Below are 17,482 nucleotides of genomic sequence, written 5' to 3' on the forward strand. Positions count from 1 at the left end.
CCCTCTGGCCTGCCGGCCATCTCCCCCACAAGGGGGGAGATCAGCCAATCGTCAGGCGAGCGCACCTTCGCTTCGCCGCTGGCTCGTCGCATCGCCAAGGATGCCGGCGTCGATGTGTCCGCTGTGAGTGGCACCGGCCCGCATGGCCGTGTCGTCAAGGCCGATGTCGAGGCGGCGATTGCCGGCGGTGGCGCCAAGGCTGCACCGGCCGCGAAAGCCGCACCTGCCGGCGCTCCGGCACCTGCGGCTCCGGCTGCGGCACCCAAGGCGATGTCGGACGAACAGGTGCTGAAGCTGTTTGCCGAAGGGTCCTATGAGCTCGTCCCGCACGACAATATGCGCAAGACCATTGCGCGCCGCCTGGTCGAGGCCAAGACAACCATCCCGCATTTCTACCTGACGCTCGACTGCGAGCTCGATGCGCTGCTGGCGCTGCGCACACAGATCAATGCGGCGGCTCCGATGAAGAAGACCGACAAGGGCGAAGTGCCCGTCTACAAGCTGTCGGTCAACGACATGGTGATCAAGGCGATGGCGATGGCGCTGATGGCGGTGCCGGATGCCAATGCGTCGTGGACCGAAAGCGCCATGGTCAAGCACAAGCACGCCGATGTCGGCGTTGCCGTGTCGATCCCCGGCGGCCTGATCACGCCGATCATCCGCCACGCCGACGAAAAGACACTGTCCACTATCTCCAACGAGATGAAGGATCTGGCGAGCCGTGCCCGCAGCCGCAAGCTGAAGCCTGAGGAATATCAGGGCGGCACGACGGCTGTCTCCAATCTCGGCATGTTCGGCATCAAGGACTTTGCCGCCGTCATCAACCCGCCGCATGCGACGATCCTGGCGGTGGGTGCCGGCGAGCAGCGGCCGGTGGTCAAGAATGGCGAGATCAGAATCGCCAATATCATGTCGGTGACGCTGTCGACCGATCACCGCGCCGTCGACGGTGCGCTCGGCGCCGAACTTCTGGTCGCCTTCAAGCGCATGATCGAAAATCCGATGGGCATGCTGGTCTAGGAAGGAAAAAGGCTGTGCGGAAATTCGTCACCAGCCTTTTCGCCCTGATCCTTTCCGGCCTGGCCGGCGGGCTGGTGGCGCTGTGGCTGGCAATCGTCACCAATGCGAATTCCGAATACATCCTGGTCTTCATGGTTTCGGCGCTGGTCACCATCGTTGCGACGGTGGCGTTTTTCATCGCGCAGTTCGTGCCAAACCCGCAAAGGGCGATAAACCTGACGGGGCTTGTTGGGGTTTCGTTGTTCGTGCTGGCCGGAATCGGGCTGATTGCCTGGACCTTCTCGCAGCCGCCTGGCAAAGCCCAGTGGTCGGGCGATCTCCCCGTTGTCGCCGGTCTGTTTTTGCCAAGCATCGCCACGGTTATCGTGCAGTGGCTGTTCGTGGGATGGCGCGTGCGGCGCGGGCTTAGGGCGGAGGCGGGTGCGGGTGCATGAAGACGATCCTCTGCTACGGCGATTCCCTGACCTGGGGCTATGACGCGGCGAGCCTCGGGCGTCATGCGCTGGAAGATCGCTGGCCGAGCGTGCTCAAGGCGGCGTTGGGCGACGATGATATCGAAGTCATTGCCGAAGGTCTGAACGGCCGCACCACGGCTTTCGACGATCACCTGGCTGGTGCCGACCGCAATGGCGCCAAGGTGCTGCCGACGATCCTGACCAGCCATGCGCCGCTCGACCTGATCATCATCATGCTCGGCGCCAACGACATGAAGCCCTGGATCCACGGCAATCCGGTCGCGGCCAAGCAGGGCGTGCAGCGGCTGATCGACATCGTGCGCGGCCACGATTATCCGTTCGACTGGGCCGCGCCGCAAATCCTGATCGTCGCGCCACCAGCGGTCAGCCGCACCGACAATGCCGAATTCAAGGAAATGTTTGCCGGCGGCGACGAGGCCTCGAAGCGGCTGGCGCCGCAATATTCCGCGCTCGCCGACGAGGCCGGCTGCGGCTTTTTCGATGCCGGCACGGTGGCCGAGACCACACCGATCGACGGGGTCCATCTCGATGCCGAAAACACGCGCAATATAGGTGACGCATTGGCGCCATTGGTGCGTGTGATGCTGGAACTCTAGAGAAAATCAGGGAGAAACCCCGTGGCTGAATCCTACGACGTCATAATCATCGGCTCAGGCCCCGGCGGCTATGTCACGGCGGTGCGCTCCGCCCAGCTCGGCTTCAAGACGGCGATCGTCGAGCGCGAGCATCTCGGCGGAATCTGCCTCAACTGGGGCTGCATCCCGACCAAGGCGCTGCTGCGCTCGGCCGAGATCATGCACTATTCCGATCATCTGAAGGACTACGGCCTGAAGCTCGAAGGCGGCAAGGTCAGCGCCGACACGGCCGCTGTCGTCGACCGCTCGCGCAAAGTGTCGTTGAGGCTCAATGGCGGCGTCGCCTTCCTGATGAAGAAGAACAAGGTCGACGTCATCTGGGGCGAGGCGAAGCTCTCCAAGCCCGGTGAGATCGTCGTTTCCAAGACGGCCAAGAAACCGATGGAGCCGCAGCCGCCGGTGCCCAAGGGCGTCAAGGGCGAGGGGACCTACACCGCCAAGCACATCATTCTCGCCACCGGCGCCCGGCCGCGCGCGCTGCCCGGCATCGAGCCGGACGGCAAACTGATCTGGACCTATTTTGAAGCGATGGTGCCGAAGGAGATGCCGAAATCGCTGCTGGTCATGGGTTCGGGCGCCATTGGCATCGAGTTCGCCTCCTTCTATCGCACCATGGGCGCCGAGGTGACGGTGGTCGAGCTTTTGCCGGCGGTGATGCCGGTCGAGGATGCCGAGGTCTCGAAATTCGCGCAGAAGCAGTTCGAGAAGCAGGGCATGAAAATCATCCTCGAGGCCAAGGTGACCAAGGTCGAGAAGGGTGCCAACTCGATCACCGCCCATGTCGAGATGAAGGACGGCAAGGTCGAGAAGATCACCGCCGACCGCATGATCTCGGCCGTCGGCGTGCAGGGCAACATCGATAATCTCGGCCTCGAGACGCTCGGCGTGAAGACCGATCGCGGCTGCGTCGTCATTGACGGCTATGGCAAGACCAACGTTCCCGGCATCTACGCTATCGGCGATGTAGCCGGACCGCCTATGCTTGCCCACAAGGCCGAGCATGAAGGCGTGGTGTGTATCGAAAAGATCGCCAATTTCCCCGGCGTGCATGCGACAGACAAGCTGAAGATCCCGGGCTGCACCTATTGCAACCCCCAGGTCGCATCGGTCGGGCTCACCGAAGCCAAGGCCAAGGCCGAAGGCAAGGACATTCGTGTCGGCCGCTTCCAGTTCGGCGCCAACGGCAAGGCGATCGCGCTTGGCGAGGACCAGGGCTTCATCAAGACCGTCTTCGACAAGAAGACCGGCCAGCTGCTCGGCGCGCATATGGTCGGCGCCGAGGTGACGGAGCTGATCCAGGGCTTTGTCGTGGCGATGAACCTGGAGACCACCGAGGAAGAACTGATGCACACCATCTTCCCGCATCCGACGCTGTCGGAGATGATGAAGGAAAGCGTGCTTGATGCCTATGGCCGTGCGCTCAACGCGTGATAAATTGCTGCCGCGAGACTCAGACGCATGCGCCGGAGGAACCTTACGGCAAGACAGTTCGTTTCCGGATGCATTTTCACCTGACACTGGAGGAGTTGGCATATGGACGTGAATGGCGTGGGCTGGATTGCGGCCATCATCATCGGCGGTTTGGCCGGGTGGCTGGCCGAGATGGTCATGAAGAGCAATACCGGCGTCTTGATGAACATCATTATGGGCATTGTCGGCGCGGTGGTGCTGAACGCAATTCTCAGGGCGCTCAACATCGAACCCTTCGGTGTCGGCTGGCTCGCCTACCTGATCACCGGCTTCATCGGCGCCTGCCTGCTGATCTTTGCCGGGCGGCTGATACGCCGCTAGACTACCGCTATGCGAAAAAGGCTGTGGCGGCATGCGCCGCCGCGGCCTTTTTCTTTGCACCGAAAAGTCCTAGATGACGTCAGAAGGGCGAATGCCGACGGGCAGACGCCAACAAGTCAGGTTTGAGATGGTCACCGTCCTCGACACGATCGCCAACGCGCCGCGCCTGCGGCACCCCGAGAAGGCGCACAAGCCTGATCAGGACGTGCTGCGCAAACCCGACTGGATCCGCGTCAAGGCGCCGATGTCCAAGGGCTATGCCGAAACCCGCGAGATCGTGAAGTCGCACAAGCTGGTCACGGTGTGCGAAGAGGCCGGCTGCCCCAATATCGGCGAGTGCTGGGAAAAGAAGCACGCCACCTTCATGATCATGGGCGAGATCTGCACGCGCGCCTGCGCGTTCTGCAATGTTGCCACCGGCATTCCGACCGCGCTCGATGCCGATGAGCCGGCGCGTGTCGCGCATGCCGTAAAGCAGATGGGGCTGACCCATGTCGTCATCACCTCGGTCGACCGCGACGATCTCGCCGATGGCGGCGCGCAGCATTTCGCCGAGGTTATCCGGGCGATCCGGGCAGCGACACCTCTGACCACGATCGAAATCCTGACGCCCGATTTCCTGCGCAAGGAAGGCGCGCTGGAGATCGTCGTGGCGGCCAAGCCCGATGTCTTCAACCACAATCTCGAAACCGTGCCGTCGAACTACCTGACGGTGCGGCCGGGTGCCCGCTATTTCCACTCGATCCGGCTGTTGCAGCGGGTCAAGGAGCTCGATCCGTCGATCTTCACCAAGTCCGGCATCATGGTCGGCCTCGGCGAAGAGCGCAACGAGATCCTGCAGCTGATGGATGACCTGCGCTCGGCCAATGTCGACTTCATGACCATTGGCCAGTATCTGCAGCCGTCGAAGAAGCACCACCCGGTGATCCGCTTCGTCACGCCGGAGGAATTCAGCTCCTTCGCGACGATCGGCAAGACCAAGGGTTTCCTGCTGGTGGCGTCGAGCCCGCTGACGCGCTCCTCGCATCATGCCGGTGACGATTTCGCCAGGCTGCGGGCGGCGCGTGAGGCGCAGCTCAAAAAAGCCAGTTAAATCCTGCTTCAATGCCGAAATTCGAAGCCACACGCCGCGTTGCCCACACGCCGGAGCAGATGTTTGCGCTGGTCGCCGATATCGAGACCTATCCGCAATTTCTGCCGCTGTGCGAGGCGCTGACGGTGCGCTCTCGCAAGGAGCGTGATCGCCGCACCATTCTCCTCGCCGATATGAGCATCGGCTACAAGGCGATCCGCGAGACCTTTACGACGCAGGTGCTGCTGAAGCCGGACGAGAACACAATCGACGTCAAATACATCGATGGGCCGTTCAAATATCTCAGCAATATCTGGCGCTTCGAGCCGGCCGACGGCGGCGGCTGCAACGTTCGCTTCTTCATCGACTACGAGTTCAAGAGCCGTATCCTCGGCGTGTTGATGGGCACCATGTTCGATCGCGCCTTCCGCATGTTTTCCGAAGCCTTCGAAAAACGTGCGGACGTCATCTACGGAACGACGCCCATCTCATGAGTGTCGCCGAGCGCGCACAGGCCGATCTCCAGCGCATGCTTGACCGTCTCGCGGCGGATGAAGTCGCGGCCATTGTCGGCAAACATATTGAGCTCGGCAGCCACCGGCCCACCTCTTAGGGCAACTCCGAACCAGACGAGGCCGACCGGTTTTTCCGGCGAGCCGCCGCCTGGGCCGGCAATGCCGGTGACGGCAAGCGCAAGCCCGGCGCGCGAGCGGGCCAGAGCGCCCTCCGCCATCTCCAGAACCGTTTCGCGCGAGACGGCGCCATGCGCCTCGAGTGTGGCGGGCGAGACGCCGAGCATCTCCATCTTTGCTTCATCGGAATAGGTGATGAGGCCGCGATCGACGACAGCGGACGAGCCGGCAATGTCGGTCAGTGCCGAGATGATCATGCCGCCGGTGCAGCTCTCGGCCGTCGCCAGCATGATGCCGCGTTGCTGGCAGACCTGGAGCAGGGCGTTGGCAAGATCGCTGTTGTTCATGCGGGAACCTCCCCGGGGAAGACGACACTGGCGGTGGCGATGGCGGCGATGCCTTCCTCGCGGCCGACAAAGCCGAGTTTCTCGTTCGTCGTCGCCTTGATCGAGATGCGATCGCTGGAAATGCCCAGCATCGCCGACAGCGCATTGGTCATGGCCCCGCGATGCGGGCCGACGCGCGGCGCCTCGCAGATCAGCGTGATGTCGGCATTGGCGATGCGGCCGCCGCGTTCGCGCACCAACCTGGCCGCATGCTCGACGAAGATCTTTGACGCCGCGCCCTTCCATTGCGGATCGGAAGGCGGGAAATGCGTGCCGATGTCGCCGGCGCCGCAAGTGGCGAGCAGCGCATCGGTCAGCGCGTGCAGGCCGACATCGGCATCCGAATGGCCGGAAAGCTTCTTGCCGTGCGGAATGGCGACGCCGCACAGGGTGACATGGTCGCCGGCCTCGAAGGCGTGCACGTCATAGCCATTGCCGGTGCGAATGTCTGGAAAACGCTCGCCAGTAAGCCGTTGATCCGCCATCGCGATATCCCTTGCCCAGGTCAATTTGACATTGTCCGGCGACCCCTCGACGATTTTTACCGGAATATGCGCCCATTCGGCGATCGCGGCATCGTCGGTGAAATCCGTCTTGCCGAGATGATGGGCTTTTTCGTGCGCGGCGAGCAACGGCCAGAACGGAAAGCCTTGCGGCGTCTGCGCGGCATGAAGGCCGGCCCTTGGCACCGTCTCCTCGATCATGCCGGTGGCCGACTCGCGCTTCAGCGTATCGGCGACGGGCAAAGCGGGCAGCGCGCCCTGGCGCTCGCCAATGGCGGCGATGATACGGTCGATCAGGGCCGTGTCGACAAACGGCCGCACCGCGTCATGGACAAGGACACGGCCGGGCGTACGTTCCCTCAGCGCCAGCAGGCCGAGCCGGACCGAGGCCTGGCGCGACTCGCCACCGACCACGGCGGTAACCCGCTCGGCATACACGCCGGCTGCCTTGTCGAAAAGCGCGCGGTCATCGGCATGGATGGCGACGACGACGGGGCCAATTTTGGGATGCGCCAGGAACGTCTCCAGCGTGCGCGCGATGACGGCACGGCCACCGATGCGTTGATATTGCTTCGGCCCGTCGGCCTGTCCGGCACGCGCGCCGCGGCCGGCTGCAACGATGACCACGCCGACCTTGTCGGTCGTCGCCTCGGCCGGTTTTTCGCTTGCGTCTGTCATGCCGAGAGGCTTAGTCGCGGCTTATGGCGAAGGCCAGCATTTTCCCAAATGCGCCGCAATGTGACGTCATTGCGCGTTGCAGAATGCCTTTCTTATGGCTAGAGAATGTGCAGCAATCCGATATGCTTGGTTTTTGTGCATGCTTGAAGTGACAAAATTGGCTTCGCCGCTCGACGTTGGCGGCGTGACAATCCGCAACCGCGTCTTCCTCGCGCCCATGTCGGGAATAACGGACGAGCCGTTCCGGCAGCGCGCCGACGCGCATGGCGCGGGCCTGGTCGTGTCGGAAATGGTGGCGAGCGGCGAGCTTGCCAAGGGCAGGGCCGGATGCGACCTGCGCATCCGTCATTCCGGGCTGCCCGTCCATATGGTTCAGCTTGCCGGCCGCGAGGCCGAGCACATGGCCGAGGGCGCGCGCATCGCTGCCGGCGAGGGCGCCGACATCATCGACATCAATATGGGCTGCCCGGCCAAGAAGGTGACCGGCGGCTATGCCGGCTCGGCGCTGATGCGCGATCTCGACCATGCGCTGTCGCTGATCGAAGCGGTGATCGGCGCGGTCCAGGTGCCGGTCACGGTCAAGATGCGGCTCGGCTGGGACGACAATGCGCTCAATGCACCCGTTTTGGCGCGCCGCGCCGAAGAGGCCGGTGTTAAAATGGTGACCGTGCATGGGCGCACGCGCTGCCAGTTTTATCAAGGCAAGGCCGATTGGGGCGCCATCGCCCGCATCAAGGACGCCGTCTCGATCCCGGTCGTCGCCAACGGCGATGTGGGCTCGCCCGCGGAGGCCGCCGAAATCCTTGAACAGTCGGGCGCCGACGCGGTGATGATCGGTCGTGCCCATTATGGCGCGCCATGGACGGCGGGCCGCATTGCGGCGAAGGCTGCGGGCGACGCGCTCTCCGGCGTGCCGGAAAGCCCGCAAGCCATGGCCGACTACATCGTTTCCCACTACGAGGACATGCTGACGCTTTACGGCGTCGAAAGCGGCTTGCGCCAGGCGCGCAAGCATCTCGGCTGGTATCTCGACCGCCACTCTGCTGGCGTTTCCGATGAGCGGCGGAAAGCCATCCTCACCTCTTTCGAACCCGCCCGCGTCATTGCCTTGCTGCATGAGGTGTTTTCCGGCGAAGCCACGCCCTTGCGGAGCGCCGCATGAACGCCACCGTCACACCGAGCTCCGACATGGCGGATGCCGCCAGTATCGTGCTGAACACCATCCGCCGTCCGGTCATCATGGTCGATCCGGACGGGTTCATCACCTACGCCAATGCCGATGCGGAAGACTTCTTCCGTTCAAGTGCCAACATGCTTGCCCGCAACACACTGTCCAAGCTGATCCCGTTCGGCAGCCCGTTGCTGCAGCTGGTCGATCAGGTGCGCGAGCGCCGTGCGCCGGTCAACGAATACCGTGTCGACGTGTCGTCGCCGCGTCTCGGCATCGAGAAGGTCGTCGATCTCTATGTCGCGCCGGTGCCGGAATTCCCAGGCTCGATCGTGGTGATGTTCCAGGAACGCTCGATGGCCGACAAGATCGACCGGCAGATGACACACAGGGGTGCCGCGCGTTCGGTCACCGGCCTTGCCGCCATGCTGGCGCATGAGATCAAGAACCCGCTGTCCGGCATTCGTGGCGCCGCACAGCTGCTCGAACTCTCGGCGTCCGACGAGGATCGCGCCCTGACCCGCCTCATCACTGACGAGACTGATCGCATAGTCTCCCTGGTCGACCGCATGGAGGTGTTTTCCGACGAGCGGCCGATTGACCGCTATCCCGTCAACATCCATGTCGTGCTGGACCATGTGAAGGCAATCGCGAAGAACGGTTTTGCCAAGAGGATCAGGATAATGGAGGACTATGATCCATCATTGCCTCCGGTTTTCGCCAACCGCGACCAACTGATCCAGGTGTTCCTCAACCTGGTCAAGAACGCCGCCGAGGCCATCGGCGGCGACCCACAGGGGGAGATCGTGCTGTCGACCGCGTTCAGGCCGGGCATCCGCGTTTCCGTTCCCGGAACCCAGGACCGCGTGTCGCTGCCGCTTGAATTCTGCGTGCGCGACAATGGTTCGGGCGTTTCGGAAGACATTCTGCCGATCCTGTTCGATCCGTTCATCACCACCAAGCCGAACGGGTCGGGGCTCGGCCTGGCGCTGGTGGCGAAAATCGTCGGCGAGCATGGCGGCATCATCGAATGCGATTCGACGCCGCGCGGCACCACCTTCCGAATCCTGATGCCGGCCTGGAAAGAAACACCCATCGACACTGCCGATGATGAAGGCGAAGGAGACCGCAAATGACGGTTCGCGGCAATATTCTCGTCGCCGACGACGATGCGGCCATCCGCACCGTGCTCAATCAGGCGCTGTCGCGCGTCGGCCATGAGGTGCGCGTGACCTCCAACGCCTCGACGCTGTGGCGCTGGGTGGCGGCGGGCGAGGGCGATCTGGTGATCACCGACGTTGTCATGCCGGACGAGAACGCCTTCGACATGCTGCCCCGCATCAAGAAGGCCCGGCCGGAGCTGCCGGTCATCGTGATGAGCGCGCAAAACACTTTCATGACGGCGATTCGTGCTTCCGAAACAGGTGCTTATGAATATCTGCCGAAGCCGTTCGACCTGACCGAGCTGCTCAACATCGTCAATCGTGCGCTGTCAGAGCCGCGCCGACCGAAGATCGATACGCGACCGGAAGAACAGCCTGACGCCATGCCGCTGGTCGGCCGCTCGGCCGCCATGCAGGACATCTACCGCATGCTGGCGCGCATGATGCAGACCGATCTGACGGTGATGATCTCGGGCGAGTCCGGCACCGGCAAGGAATTGGTGGCGCGCGCGCTGCACGAATATGGCCGCCGCCGAGGCGGTCCGTTCGTCGCCATCAACATGGCGGCAATCCCGCGCGACCTCATCGAATCGGAACTGTTCGGTCATGAGAAGGGTGCCTTCACCGGCGCACAGAACCGCTCGACAGGCCGCTTCGAGCAGGCCGAGGGCGGCACGCTGTTCCTCGACGAGATCGGCGACATGCCGATGGAGGCGCAGACGCGGCTGCTGCGCGTGCTGCAGCAGGGCGAATACACCACGGTCGGCGGGCGCACGCCGATCAAGACCGATGTGCGCATCGTCGCCGCCACCAACAAGGATCTGCGCACGCTGATCAACCAGGGGCTTTTCCGCGAGGATCTGTTCTATCGCCTGAACGTCGTGCCGCTTCGGCTGCCGGGTTTGCGTGAGAGGTCGGAAGACATTCCCGATCTGGTGCGGCATTTCTTCAAGATCGGCGCCAGCGAAGGCTTGCAGACCAAGCGCATTTCGACCGGCGGTATCGAATTGATGAAGCGCTATCCGTGGCCGGGAAACGTGCGCGAGCTGGAAAACCTGGTGCGCCGGCTTGCGGCGCTCTATTCGCAGGACGAAATATCAGCCGAAATCATCGAAGCCGAACTGAAGACAGGCGAAAGGCCGGTCGTTCCCGGCGGCGGCAATTTGATCCCGGACGATCTGTCCATCGGCCAGGCGGTGGAGCACTTCCTGCAGCGCTATTTCGCCTCTTTCGCCGGTGATTTGCCGCCGGCAGGTCTCTATCAACGCATCTTGTCGGAGGTCGAATATCCGCTGGTGCTCGCTTCCATGACGGCAACGCGCGGCAACCAGATCAAGGCGGCCGAATTGCTCGGCTTGAATCGCAACACGTTGCGCAAGAAGATTCGCGAGCTGGGCGTCAACGTCTACAAATCGTCGAGACCATGAGCGCCTGCTGCCCGAAGTGACGCGAGGTCATCCCCTTTTCAGGGGATCGGCGGCCGAAAGATTTCCGTCACGGCCACACTTGTTGCATAATCGCCACAATGCGTTGCATACATCCAACGCAATCACTGGCTCTTAGACGGCGACATGGCTTCGCAAGCTCTGACATCAAACGAACCGCTTTTCAGCAGATCCGGCCAGAGGGATGGACGGCGGCTGCTTGCGTTGCCTGGCGTTGTGGCAATTGCCGGCGCGCTGGTTACGGCGGCAATCTCGTTTGCGATTCTTGTCGGCGCCACGCCGATCACGCCAGACGCAAACACAACGCTGACGCTGATTGCGGCCAATGCCTTATTTGTGCTGGCGCTGATTGCCCTCGTCGGCCGCGAGGTGCATCGCATCACCATGGCGCGCCGGCACGGCAAGGCGGCGTCGCGGCTGCATGTGCGCATCGTGACGATGTTTGCGCTGGTCGCGGCCATCCCCGCCATCATGGTGGCCATCATCGCCTCGATCACGCTCGATATCGGCCTCGACCGCTGGTTCGAGATCCGCACCAAGGCGATCGTCAACTCGTCGCTGTCGATCGCCGACGCCTATGTGCAGGAAAACGCTCGCAATCTTCAGGGCACGACGCTGTCGATGGCCTACGATCTCGATGCGTCGCGCACGCTTTACGGCCTCGATCGAACCGGCTTTCTCGACCTGATGAACAAGGAAGCCGTCGGCAGAAGCCTGGTGCATGCGGCGCTGGTCAGGGAAGACGGCTCCTTTGTCGTGAGTGCCCAGACCGATGCGGACTTCGCCATGCCGGCACCGCCTGAGGGCGCGGTGGCAAGTGCGGCCGACGGCAAGCCGGTGCTGATCGAGCCGAAGACGCGCAACATCATGGGCGCCATCATCAAGCTGCGGGAGATCGAAGGCCTCTACCTCTACACCAATCGCCTGGTCGACCCCGAAGTGATCAAGGCGAGGGCGATCGTCCAGTCCAACACCGCCGAATATCGCGGCCTGGAAGACAACAGGCGGACGTCGCAGGTGGCGTTCGCGCTGCCCTATCTGTCGCTGACGCTGATCATCATCCTGTCGGCCATCTGGACCGGCATAGCGGTCGCCGACCGTCTGGTGCGGCCCATCCGTCAGCTCATCGGCGCGGCTGACGAGGTTGCGACCGGCAATCTCGATGTCGCCGTTCCGGTACGGCCTTCCGACGGCGATGTCGCCTCGCTTGGCGATACGTTCAACAAGATGCTGCTGGAGCTTAAATCGCAGCGCAACGAGATCCTGTCGGCCAAGGATTTGATCGACGAACGGCGTCGTTTCTCGGAAGCGGTGCTGGCCGGCGTCACCGCCGGCGTCATCGGCGTCGATCCCTACGGCATCGTCTCCATCGTCAACAAATCGGCCGAAACGATGCTGGCCATATCGGCCACGGCGGCGCTGGGGCAGAACCTGTCCGCCGTGCTGCCGCATGTCGGCCGTGTCTTCGAGATCGGCCGCAAATCCGGCAAGCCGGTCTATCGCGAGCAGGTCACCTTCTATCGCACCGGCGCCGAGCGTACCTTCAACGTGCAGATCACCATCGAGGCCGGCGACGACGGCGAGGAGGAGAAATCCTACGTCGTGACTGTCGACGACATCACCGATCTGGTCCAGGCACAGCGCTCGTCGGCCTGGGCGGATGTGGCGCGGCGTATCGCACATGAAATCAAGAACCCGCTGACGCCGATCCAGCTCTCGGCCGAGCGCATCAAGCGACGCTTCGGCAAGGTCATCACCGAGGACCGCGAGATTTTCGACCAGTGCACCGACACGATCATCCGGCAGGTCGAGGATATCGGCCGCATGGTCGACGAGTTCTCGGCTTTCGCCCGCATGCCCAAGCCCGAGATGAAAGCCATCGATCTGCGTGAATCGCTGCGCGAGGCGTCGTTCCTGGTCGAAGTCAGCCGCGCCGACATTGCTTTCGAACGCGTGTTCGGCAACGAGCCGCTCAAGGGCACGTTCGATAGCCGATTGATGGCGCAGGCTTTCGGCAACGTCATCAAGAACGCGGCCGAGGCGATTGACGGGCTGGAACAAAAGGACGGTTCGCACGGCATAATCCGGATTCAAGCTGCCCGGCAGAATGGCGCGATCAGAATCGACGTCATCGACAATGGCAAAGGCTTGCCGCGCGAGAACCGCCAAAGGCTGCTCGAGCCCTATATGACGACGCGCGAGAAGGGCACCGGGCTTGGTCTCGCCATCGTCAAGAAGATCGTGGAGGACCATGGCGGGCGGCTCGAATTGCACGATGCGCCCGCGGATTTCCACGGTGGACGCGGCGCGATGATCTCGATCATCCTGCCGCCAGCTGCCGCAACCGCGCCGCCACGCGGTCAAGGCGAAACGGAACACGAACGAGAAACTGAAAAGGTCGGTAATGGCGTCTGATATTCTCATCGTCGATGACGAGGAAGACATCCGTGAACTCGTCGCGGGCATATTGAGCGACGAAGGGCATGAAACCCGCACGGCATTCGATGCCGACAGCGCGCTCGCGGCAATCGCCGACCGGGCGCCGCGGCTGATTTTCCTCGACATCTGGTTGCAGGGCTCGCGCCTCGACGGGCTGGCGCTGCTCGACGAGATCAAGACGATGCATCCGAGCCTGCCGGTGGTGATGATCTCCGGCCACGGCAATATCGAGACAGCGGTGTCGGCCATCCGCCGCGGCGCCTATGATTTCATCGAGAAGCCGTTCAAGGCCGACAGGCTGATCCTGATCGCCGAGCGGGCGCTCGAAACCTCGAAATTACGGCGCGAGGTCTCCGACCTCAAGCAGCGCAGCGGCGAAACTTTCGACTTGATCGGCATGTCGTCGGCGATGAGCCAGCTGCGCCAGACCATCGAGCGCGTTGCGCCGACCAACAGCCGCGTCATGATCATCGGTCCGTCCGGTTCGGGCAAGGAGCTCGCCGCGCGCGCCATCCACACGCTGTCGACGCGCAAGGGCGCGCCGTTCGTGACGCTGAGCGCGGCCAACATCACGCCCGAGCGCATGGAGATCGAGCTGTTCGGCACCGAATCGAACGGCACCGAGCGCAAGGTCGGCGCGCTTGAAGAGGCGCACCGCGGCATTCTCTACATCGACGAAGTGGCCGACATGCCGCGCGAGACGCAGAACAAGATTTTGCGCGTGCTGGTCGAACAGCAGTTCGAGCGGGTCGGCGGCACCAAGCGGGTCAAGGTCGACGTCCGCATCATCTCCTCGACCTCGCAGAACCTGGAGGCGATGATCGCCGACGGCCGTTTTCGCGAAGACCTCTATCATCGCCTGGCGGTGGTTCCGGTCATGGTGCCGGGCCTGGCCGAGCGGCGAGAGGACATTCCCTATCTCGTCGACAATTTCATGAAGCAGATCGCTCGCCAGGCCGGCATCAAGCCGCGCCGCATCGGCGACGATGCGCTTGCCGTGCTGCAGGCGCACAACTGGCCGGGCAATGTCCGCCAGCTGCGCAACAATGTCGAACGGCTGATGATCCTGGCGCGTGGCGACGATATCGATGCGCCGATCACCGCCGACCTGTTGCCGTCGGAGATCGGCGATGTCATGCCGCGCACGCCGAACCAGTCCGACCAGCACATCATGGCGCTGCCGCTGCGCGAGGCGCGCGAACAGTTCGAGAAGGACTATCTGATCGCCCAGATCAACCGTTTCGGCGGCAACATCTCGAAGACGGCCGAATTCATCGGCATGGAGCGCTCGGCGCTGCACCGGAAACTGAAGTCGCTGGGGGTCTGACCCCCGTTGTTGTTGGTCCAGCGGGCTGTGGCCCATTCAATTGCCGGTTACGGCAGCGGCGGAATCGCATAGAAAAACCGGGACTTTTCTGAGGGATCACCCATGCCGCGCATTACCTATGTGAACGGGCGCTATGTCGCCCATGCCGACGCTGCCGTGCATATCGAGGATCGCGGCTATCAATTCGCCGACGGCGTCTACGAGGTCTGCGAGGTGGCGCAGGGCTTTATCGTCGACATGCCGCGCCATCTTGCCCGGCTGAGCCGCTCCCTTAGCGAATTGTCGATCGACTGGCCGGTCACCAAGGGTGTGCTGCCGCTTCTTCTGCGCGAAATCGTCCGGCGCAACCACGTCGTCAACGGCCTGGTCTATGTCCAGGTTACGCGCGGTGTTGCCAGCCGCGACTTCGTTTTCCCCGCCGATACACCGTCATCGCTAGTGATTACGGCCAGAAAGGCCGACCCGGCGGCGGCCGCCAAGCGAGCCGAGGCGGGCATCAAGGTCATCACCGTGCCGGAAAACCGTTGGGACCGGGTCGACATCAAGAGCACCGGCCTGCTGCCCAACGTACTGGCCAAGCAGAAGGCCAAGGAGGCCGGCGCCCAGGAGGCCTGGTTCGTCGACACCGATGGCAACGTCAAGGAGGGCGGCTCGTCCAACGCCTGGATCGTTACAAGGGACGGCGTTCTGGTCACCCGGCCGGCGGAGCATGGCATCCTGCGCGGCATCACCCGCACGACCATGTTCGAAGTGGCGGCAAAGCTCGGGTTGACGATCGAGGAGCGCGGTTTTTCAGTCACTGAAGCCAAGGCTGCGCGAGAAGCTTTCATCAGTTCGGCAACGACAATCGCCATGCCGGTCGTGGCAATCGACGGTGCCGCGGTCGCCAATGGGCACCCCGGTTCGATAACACTTTCATTGCGGCAAGCCTTTTTTGACGTTGCGGAAAAAAGTCCAGCCTGATAACCGCACAGACGGACTGCACATCAATATATCTCGTTCTGCTTGTCGTTACTGACGGCAAGGGGGTGTTTGCAAGCTTGACATGTGCCCGCTAATTTGGCGCATTAGCCTGCAAACCGAAGGGGATCGGCGAAAGACAAGAACAATGGCGGAACGATCGCAAAACCTTCAGGACCTGTTCCTGAATTCTGTTCGCAAGAGCAAAAATCCACTCACCATCTTTCTCATCAACGGCGTCAAGCTGACCGGCGTGGTCACTTCCTTCGACAATTTTTGTGTTCTGCTGCGCCGTGACGGCCACTCCCAGCTCGTCTACAAGCATGCCATTTCCACGATCATGCCGAGCCAGCCGGTTCAGATGTTCGATGGCGAGGAAAGCCAGGGCGCCTGATTGGCACGTGAAAAAGACGCGGACCGCGGCGTCCGCGGGAAACCAGCACATAATTCCGGGACGGAAGCCACAGGTCCGACCCGGGCGGTTGTCATTGTGCCGGTGCTTACCCGGCATCAGCGCAACGATGACGAAACGAACCGTCCACGGCTGACGCGTTCGGCGGATGCGCGCCACGACGAAGCGGTCGGCCTTGCCCGCGCCATCAACCTGGATCTGATCCACACGGCGGTGGTCACCGTCAACGATCCACGCCCGGCAACCTTGCTCGGCAGCGGCAAGGTCGCGGAATTCGCCGAGATCGTCAAAGAGGGTCACGCGGAGGTGGTCATCGTCGACCATCCGCTGACGCCGGTGCAGCAGCGCAATCTCGAAAAAGAAATGAATGCCAAGGTGCTCGACCGCACCGGATTGATCCTGGAGATTTTTGGCGAGCGCGCGCGGACCAAGGAGGGCACGCTGCAGGTCGAACTTGCCCATCTCAACTACCAGAAGGGCCGCCTGGTGCGGAGCTGGACCCACCTTGAACGCCAGCGCGGCGGAGCCGGCTTCCTCGGCGGCCCCGGCGAAACCCAGATCGAGTCGGACCGGCGGCAGCTGCAGGAAAAAATCATCAAGCTCAAGCATGAGCTGGAAACGGTGCGCCGCACCCGCGACCTGCACCGCGCCAAGCGCAAGAAGGTGCCGTTCCCGGTGGTGGCGATTGTCGGCTACACCAATGCCGGAAAGTCGACGCTGTTCAACCGGCTGACCGGGGCCGACGTGCTGGCCGAAGACATGCTGTTTGCAACGCTCGACCCGACGCTGCGCCGCGTGCGCCTGCCGCACGGCACGCCGATCATCCTGTCGGACACAGTCGGCTTCATTTCGGACCTGCCGACGCATCTGGTCGCCGCCTTCCGCGCCACGCTGGAAGAGGTCGTCGAGGCCGATCTGGTCATCCACCTGCGCGATATTTCGGATCCGGATACCGCAGCGCAAGCCGAGGACGTCGAGCGCATTCTCGCCGATCTCGGCGTCGATGCCGGCGATGCCAAGCGCGTCGTCGAAGTGTGGAACAAGGTCGACCTTCTCGACGACGGCAACCGGGAGCGCCTGCTCGCCGACGGCACTGACGCCAACAACGCGCCGCCGATCGCCATCTCGGCGGTCACCGGCGAAGGCATCGATGCGCTGAAGGCGCTGATCGAGACCAGGATGTCGGGCGAACTCGAGGAATTGACGGTGACGATCGAACCGCCGCAGTTCGGCCTTGTCGACTGGCTATACCGCAATGGCGACGTCGTTTCGCGGGTAGACAATGAGGATGGCAGCGCAACCATTGCACTCAAGGCCACGCACAGCGCGCGGCATGAGATCGAAAGCCGATTGCACCGCAAAAAGAGGCAGTAAG

General features: G+C 62.9%; 17 protein-coding genes. 15 read left to right on the top strand and 2 right to left on the bottom strand.

Annotated elements, in window-relative coordinates; translation table 11 throughout:
• The 7 genes from X757_RS136510 to X757_RS136480 all read left to right on the top strand — a co-directional run.
• The coding region (locus tag X757_RS136510; protein WP_023728014.1) for a 2-oxo acid dehydrogenase subunit E2 at window positions 1–1,020 on the top strand (1,020 nt) is incomplete at its 5' end.
• A 14-nt stretch (window positions 1,021–1,034) separates the two neighbouring features.
• Window positions 1,035–1,454 carry a hypothetical protein gene (locus X757_RS136505; RefSeq protein ID WP_023668917.1) on the top strand — a complete coding sequence of 140 codons (420 nt, stop codon included), beginning with the start codon at window positions 1,035–1,037 and terminating at the stop codon, window positions 1,452–1,454.
• Window positions 1,451–2,092 (top strand): SGNH/GDSL hydrolase family protein, encoded by a 642-nt coding sequence (locus X757_RS136500; protein ID WP_023682555.1) that lies wholly within the window; start codon window positions 1,451–1,453, stop codon window positions 2,090–2,092. Before X757_RS136505 ends, X757_RS136500 begins: the two co-directional genes overlap by 4 nt.
• Before the next feature lie 21 nt (window positions 2,093–2,113).
• Complete coding sequence (gene lpdA, locus X757_RS136495) at window positions 2,114–3,562, top strand: dihydrolipoyl dehydrogenase (protein ID WP_023728015.1); 1,449 nt, start codon at window positions 2,114–2,116, stop codon at window positions 3,560–3,562.
• A 102-nt stretch (window positions 3,563–3,664) separates the two neighbouring features.
• Window positions 3,665–3,922: a GlsB/YeaQ/YmgE family stress response membrane protein gene (locus X757_RS136490; RefSeq protein WP_023668920.1), complete on the top strand. Its 258-nt coding sequence runs from the start codon at window positions 3,665–3,667 to the stop codon at window positions 3,920–3,922.
• 127 nt (window positions 3,923–4,049) lie between these two features.
• The gene (gene lipA / locus X757_RS136485) at window positions 4,050–5,015 is read left to right on the top strand and encodes a lipoyl synthase (protein ID WP_023668921.1); all 966 of its coding nucleotides are present in this window, start codon (window positions 4,050–4,052) and stop codon (window positions 5,013–5,015) included.
• Window positions 5,016–5,026: 11 nt separating this feature from the next.
• The gene (locus tag X757_RS136480) at window positions 5,027–5,488 is read left to right on the top strand and encodes a type II toxin-antitoxin system RatA family toxin (protein ID WP_023668922.1); all 462 of its coding nucleotides are present in this window, start codon (window positions 5,027–5,029) and stop codon (window positions 5,486–5,488) included.
• Here the strand turns inward: X757_RS136480 and X757_RS136475 are convergent.
• A complete protein-coding gene (locus tag X757_RS136475) occupies window positions 5,464–5,973 on the bottom strand; it encodes a CinA family protein (protein ID WP_023728016.1) in 510 nt (169 codons plus the stop codon). The two genes, X757_RS136480 and X757_RS136475, sit on opposite strands and share 25 nt — an antisense overlap.
• On the bottom strand, window positions 5,970–7,193 hold the full coding sequence (locus X757_RS136470) for a bifunctional 2-C-methyl-D-erythritol 4-phosphate cytidylyltransferase/2-C-methyl-D-erythritol 2,4-cyclodiphosphate synthase (protein ID WP_023728017.1): 1,224 nt from the start codon (window positions 7,191–7,193) through the stop codon (window positions 5,970–5,972). The genes X757_RS136475 and X757_RS136470 overlap by 4 nt, the downstream gene beginning before the upstream one ends.
• A 139-nt stretch (window positions 7,194–7,332) precedes the next feature.
• Here X757_RS136470 and dusB point away from each other — a divergent pair, with 139 nt between their 5' ends.
• The 8 genes from dusB (at window position 7,333) to hflX (ending at window position 17,481) form a co-directional block, all read left to right on the top strand.
• Window positions 7,333–8,355: a tRNA dihydrouridine synthase DusB gene (gene dusB, locus X757_RS136465; protein ID WP_023728018.1), complete on the top strand. Its 1,023-nt coding sequence runs from the start codon at window positions 7,333–7,335 to the stop codon at window positions 8,353–8,355.
• Window positions 8,352–9,497 (top strand): nitrogen regulation protein NR(II), encoded by a 1,146-nt coding sequence (locus X757_RS136460; protein ID WP_023668926.1) that lies wholly within the window; start codon window positions 8,352–8,354, stop codon window positions 9,495–9,497. Before dusB ends, X757_RS136460 begins: the two co-directional genes overlap by 4 nt.
• Window positions 9,494–10,951: a nitrogen regulation protein NR(I) gene (gene ntrC / locus X757_RS136455; protein ID WP_023701735.1), complete on the top strand. Its 1,458-nt coding sequence runs from the start codon at window positions 9,494–9,496 to the stop codon at window positions 10,949–10,951. Before X757_RS136460 ends, ntrC begins: the two co-directional genes overlap by 4 nt.
• Before the next feature lie 144 nt (window positions 10,952–11,095).
• On the top strand, window positions 11,096–13,384 hold the full coding sequence (locus X757_RS136450; RefSeq protein ID WP_023706551.1) for a PAS domain-containing sensor histidine kinase: 2,289 nt from the start codon (window positions 11,096–11,098) through the stop codon (window positions 13,382–13,384).
• Entirely contained in the window at window positions 13,374–14,735 is a 1,362-nt protein-coding gene (locus tag X757_RS136445; protein WP_023668929.1) for a sigma-54 dependent transcriptional regulator, read from the top strand. The genes X757_RS136450 and X757_RS136445 overlap by 11 nt, the downstream gene beginning before the upstream one ends.
• 102 nt (window positions 14,736–14,837) lie before the next feature.
• Complete coding sequence (locus X757_RS136440) at window positions 14,838–15,698, top strand: D-amino-acid transaminase (RefSeq protein ID WP_023701734.1); 861 nt, start codon at window positions 14,838–14,840, stop codon at window positions 15,696–15,698.
• A 145-nt stretch (window positions 15,699–15,843) separates the two neighbouring features.
• Window positions 15,844–16,089: an RNA chaperone Hfq gene (gene hfq, locus X757_RS136435; RefSeq protein ID WP_006202172.1), complete on the top strand. Its 246-nt coding sequence runs from the start codon at window positions 15,844–15,846 to the stop codon at window positions 16,087–16,089.
• Window positions 16,090–17,481, top strand: a complete 1,392-nt coding sequence (gene hflX / locus X757_RS136430; RefSeq protein ID WP_023728019.1) for a GTPase HflX — start codon at window positions 16,090–16,092, stop codon at window positions 17,479–17,481.
• Window position 17,482 lies beyond the last annotated feature (1 nt).

This window comes from Mesorhizobium sp. LSHC412B00 (genome assembly GCF_000503035.1).
In the GTDB taxonomy this organism is placed as follows: Bacteria; Pseudomonadota; Alphaproteobacteria; order Rhizobiales; family Rhizobiaceae; genus Mesorhizobium.

Bases quoted from the DNA above. Each gene is read 5' to 3' on its own strand.
- hfq (WP_006202172.1), top strand. From the start codon at position 15,844: ATGGCGGAACGATCGCAAAACCTTCAGGACCTGTTCCTGAATTCTGTT.
- X757_RS136440 (WP_023701734.1), top strand. From the start codon at position 14,838: ATGCCGCGCATTACCTATGTGAACGGGCGCTATGTCGCCCATGCCGAC.
- X757_RS136470 (WP_023728017.1), bottom strand. From the start codon at position 7,193: ATGACAGACGCAAGCGAAAAACCGGCCGAGGCGACGACCGACAAGGTC.
- X757_RS136500 (WP_023682555.1), top strand. From the start codon at position 1,451: ATGAAGACGATCCTCTGCTACGGCGATTCCCTGACCTGGGGCTATGAC.
- X757_RS136460 (WP_023668926.1), top strand. From the start codon at position 8,352: ATGAACGCCACCGTCACACCGAGCTCCGACATGGCGGATGCCGCCAGT.
- X757_RS136450 (WP_023706551.1), top strand. From the start codon at position 11,096: ATGGCTTCGCAAGCTCTGACATCAAACGAACCGCTTTTCAGCAGATCC.
- dusB (WP_023728018.1), top strand. From the start codon at position 7,333: ATGCTTGAAGTGACAAAATTGGCTTCGCCGCTCGACGTTGGCGGCGTG.
- X757_RS136490 (WP_023668920.1), top strand. From the start codon at position 3,665: ATGGACGTGAATGGCGTGGGCTGGATTGCGGCCATCATCATCGGCGGT.
- X757_RS136480 (WP_023668922.1), top strand. From the start codon at position 5,027: ATGCCGAAATTCGAAGCCACACGCCGCGTTGCCCACACGCCGGAGCAG.
- X757_RS136475 (WP_023728016.1), bottom strand. From the start codon at position 5,973: ATGAACAACAGCGATCTTGCCAACGCCCTGCTCCAGGTCTGCCAGCAA.
- X757_RS136445 (WP_023668929.1), top strand. From the start codon at position 13,374: ATGGCGTCTGATATTCTCATCGTCGATGACGAGGAAGACATCCGTGAA.
- lipA (WP_023668921.1), top strand. From the start codon at position 4,050: ATGGTCACCGTCCTCGACACGATCGCCAACGCGCCGCGCCTGCGGCAC.
- ntrC (WP_023701735.1), top strand. From the start codon at position 9,494: ATGACGGTTCGCGGCAATATTCTCGTCGCCGACGACGATGCGGCCATC.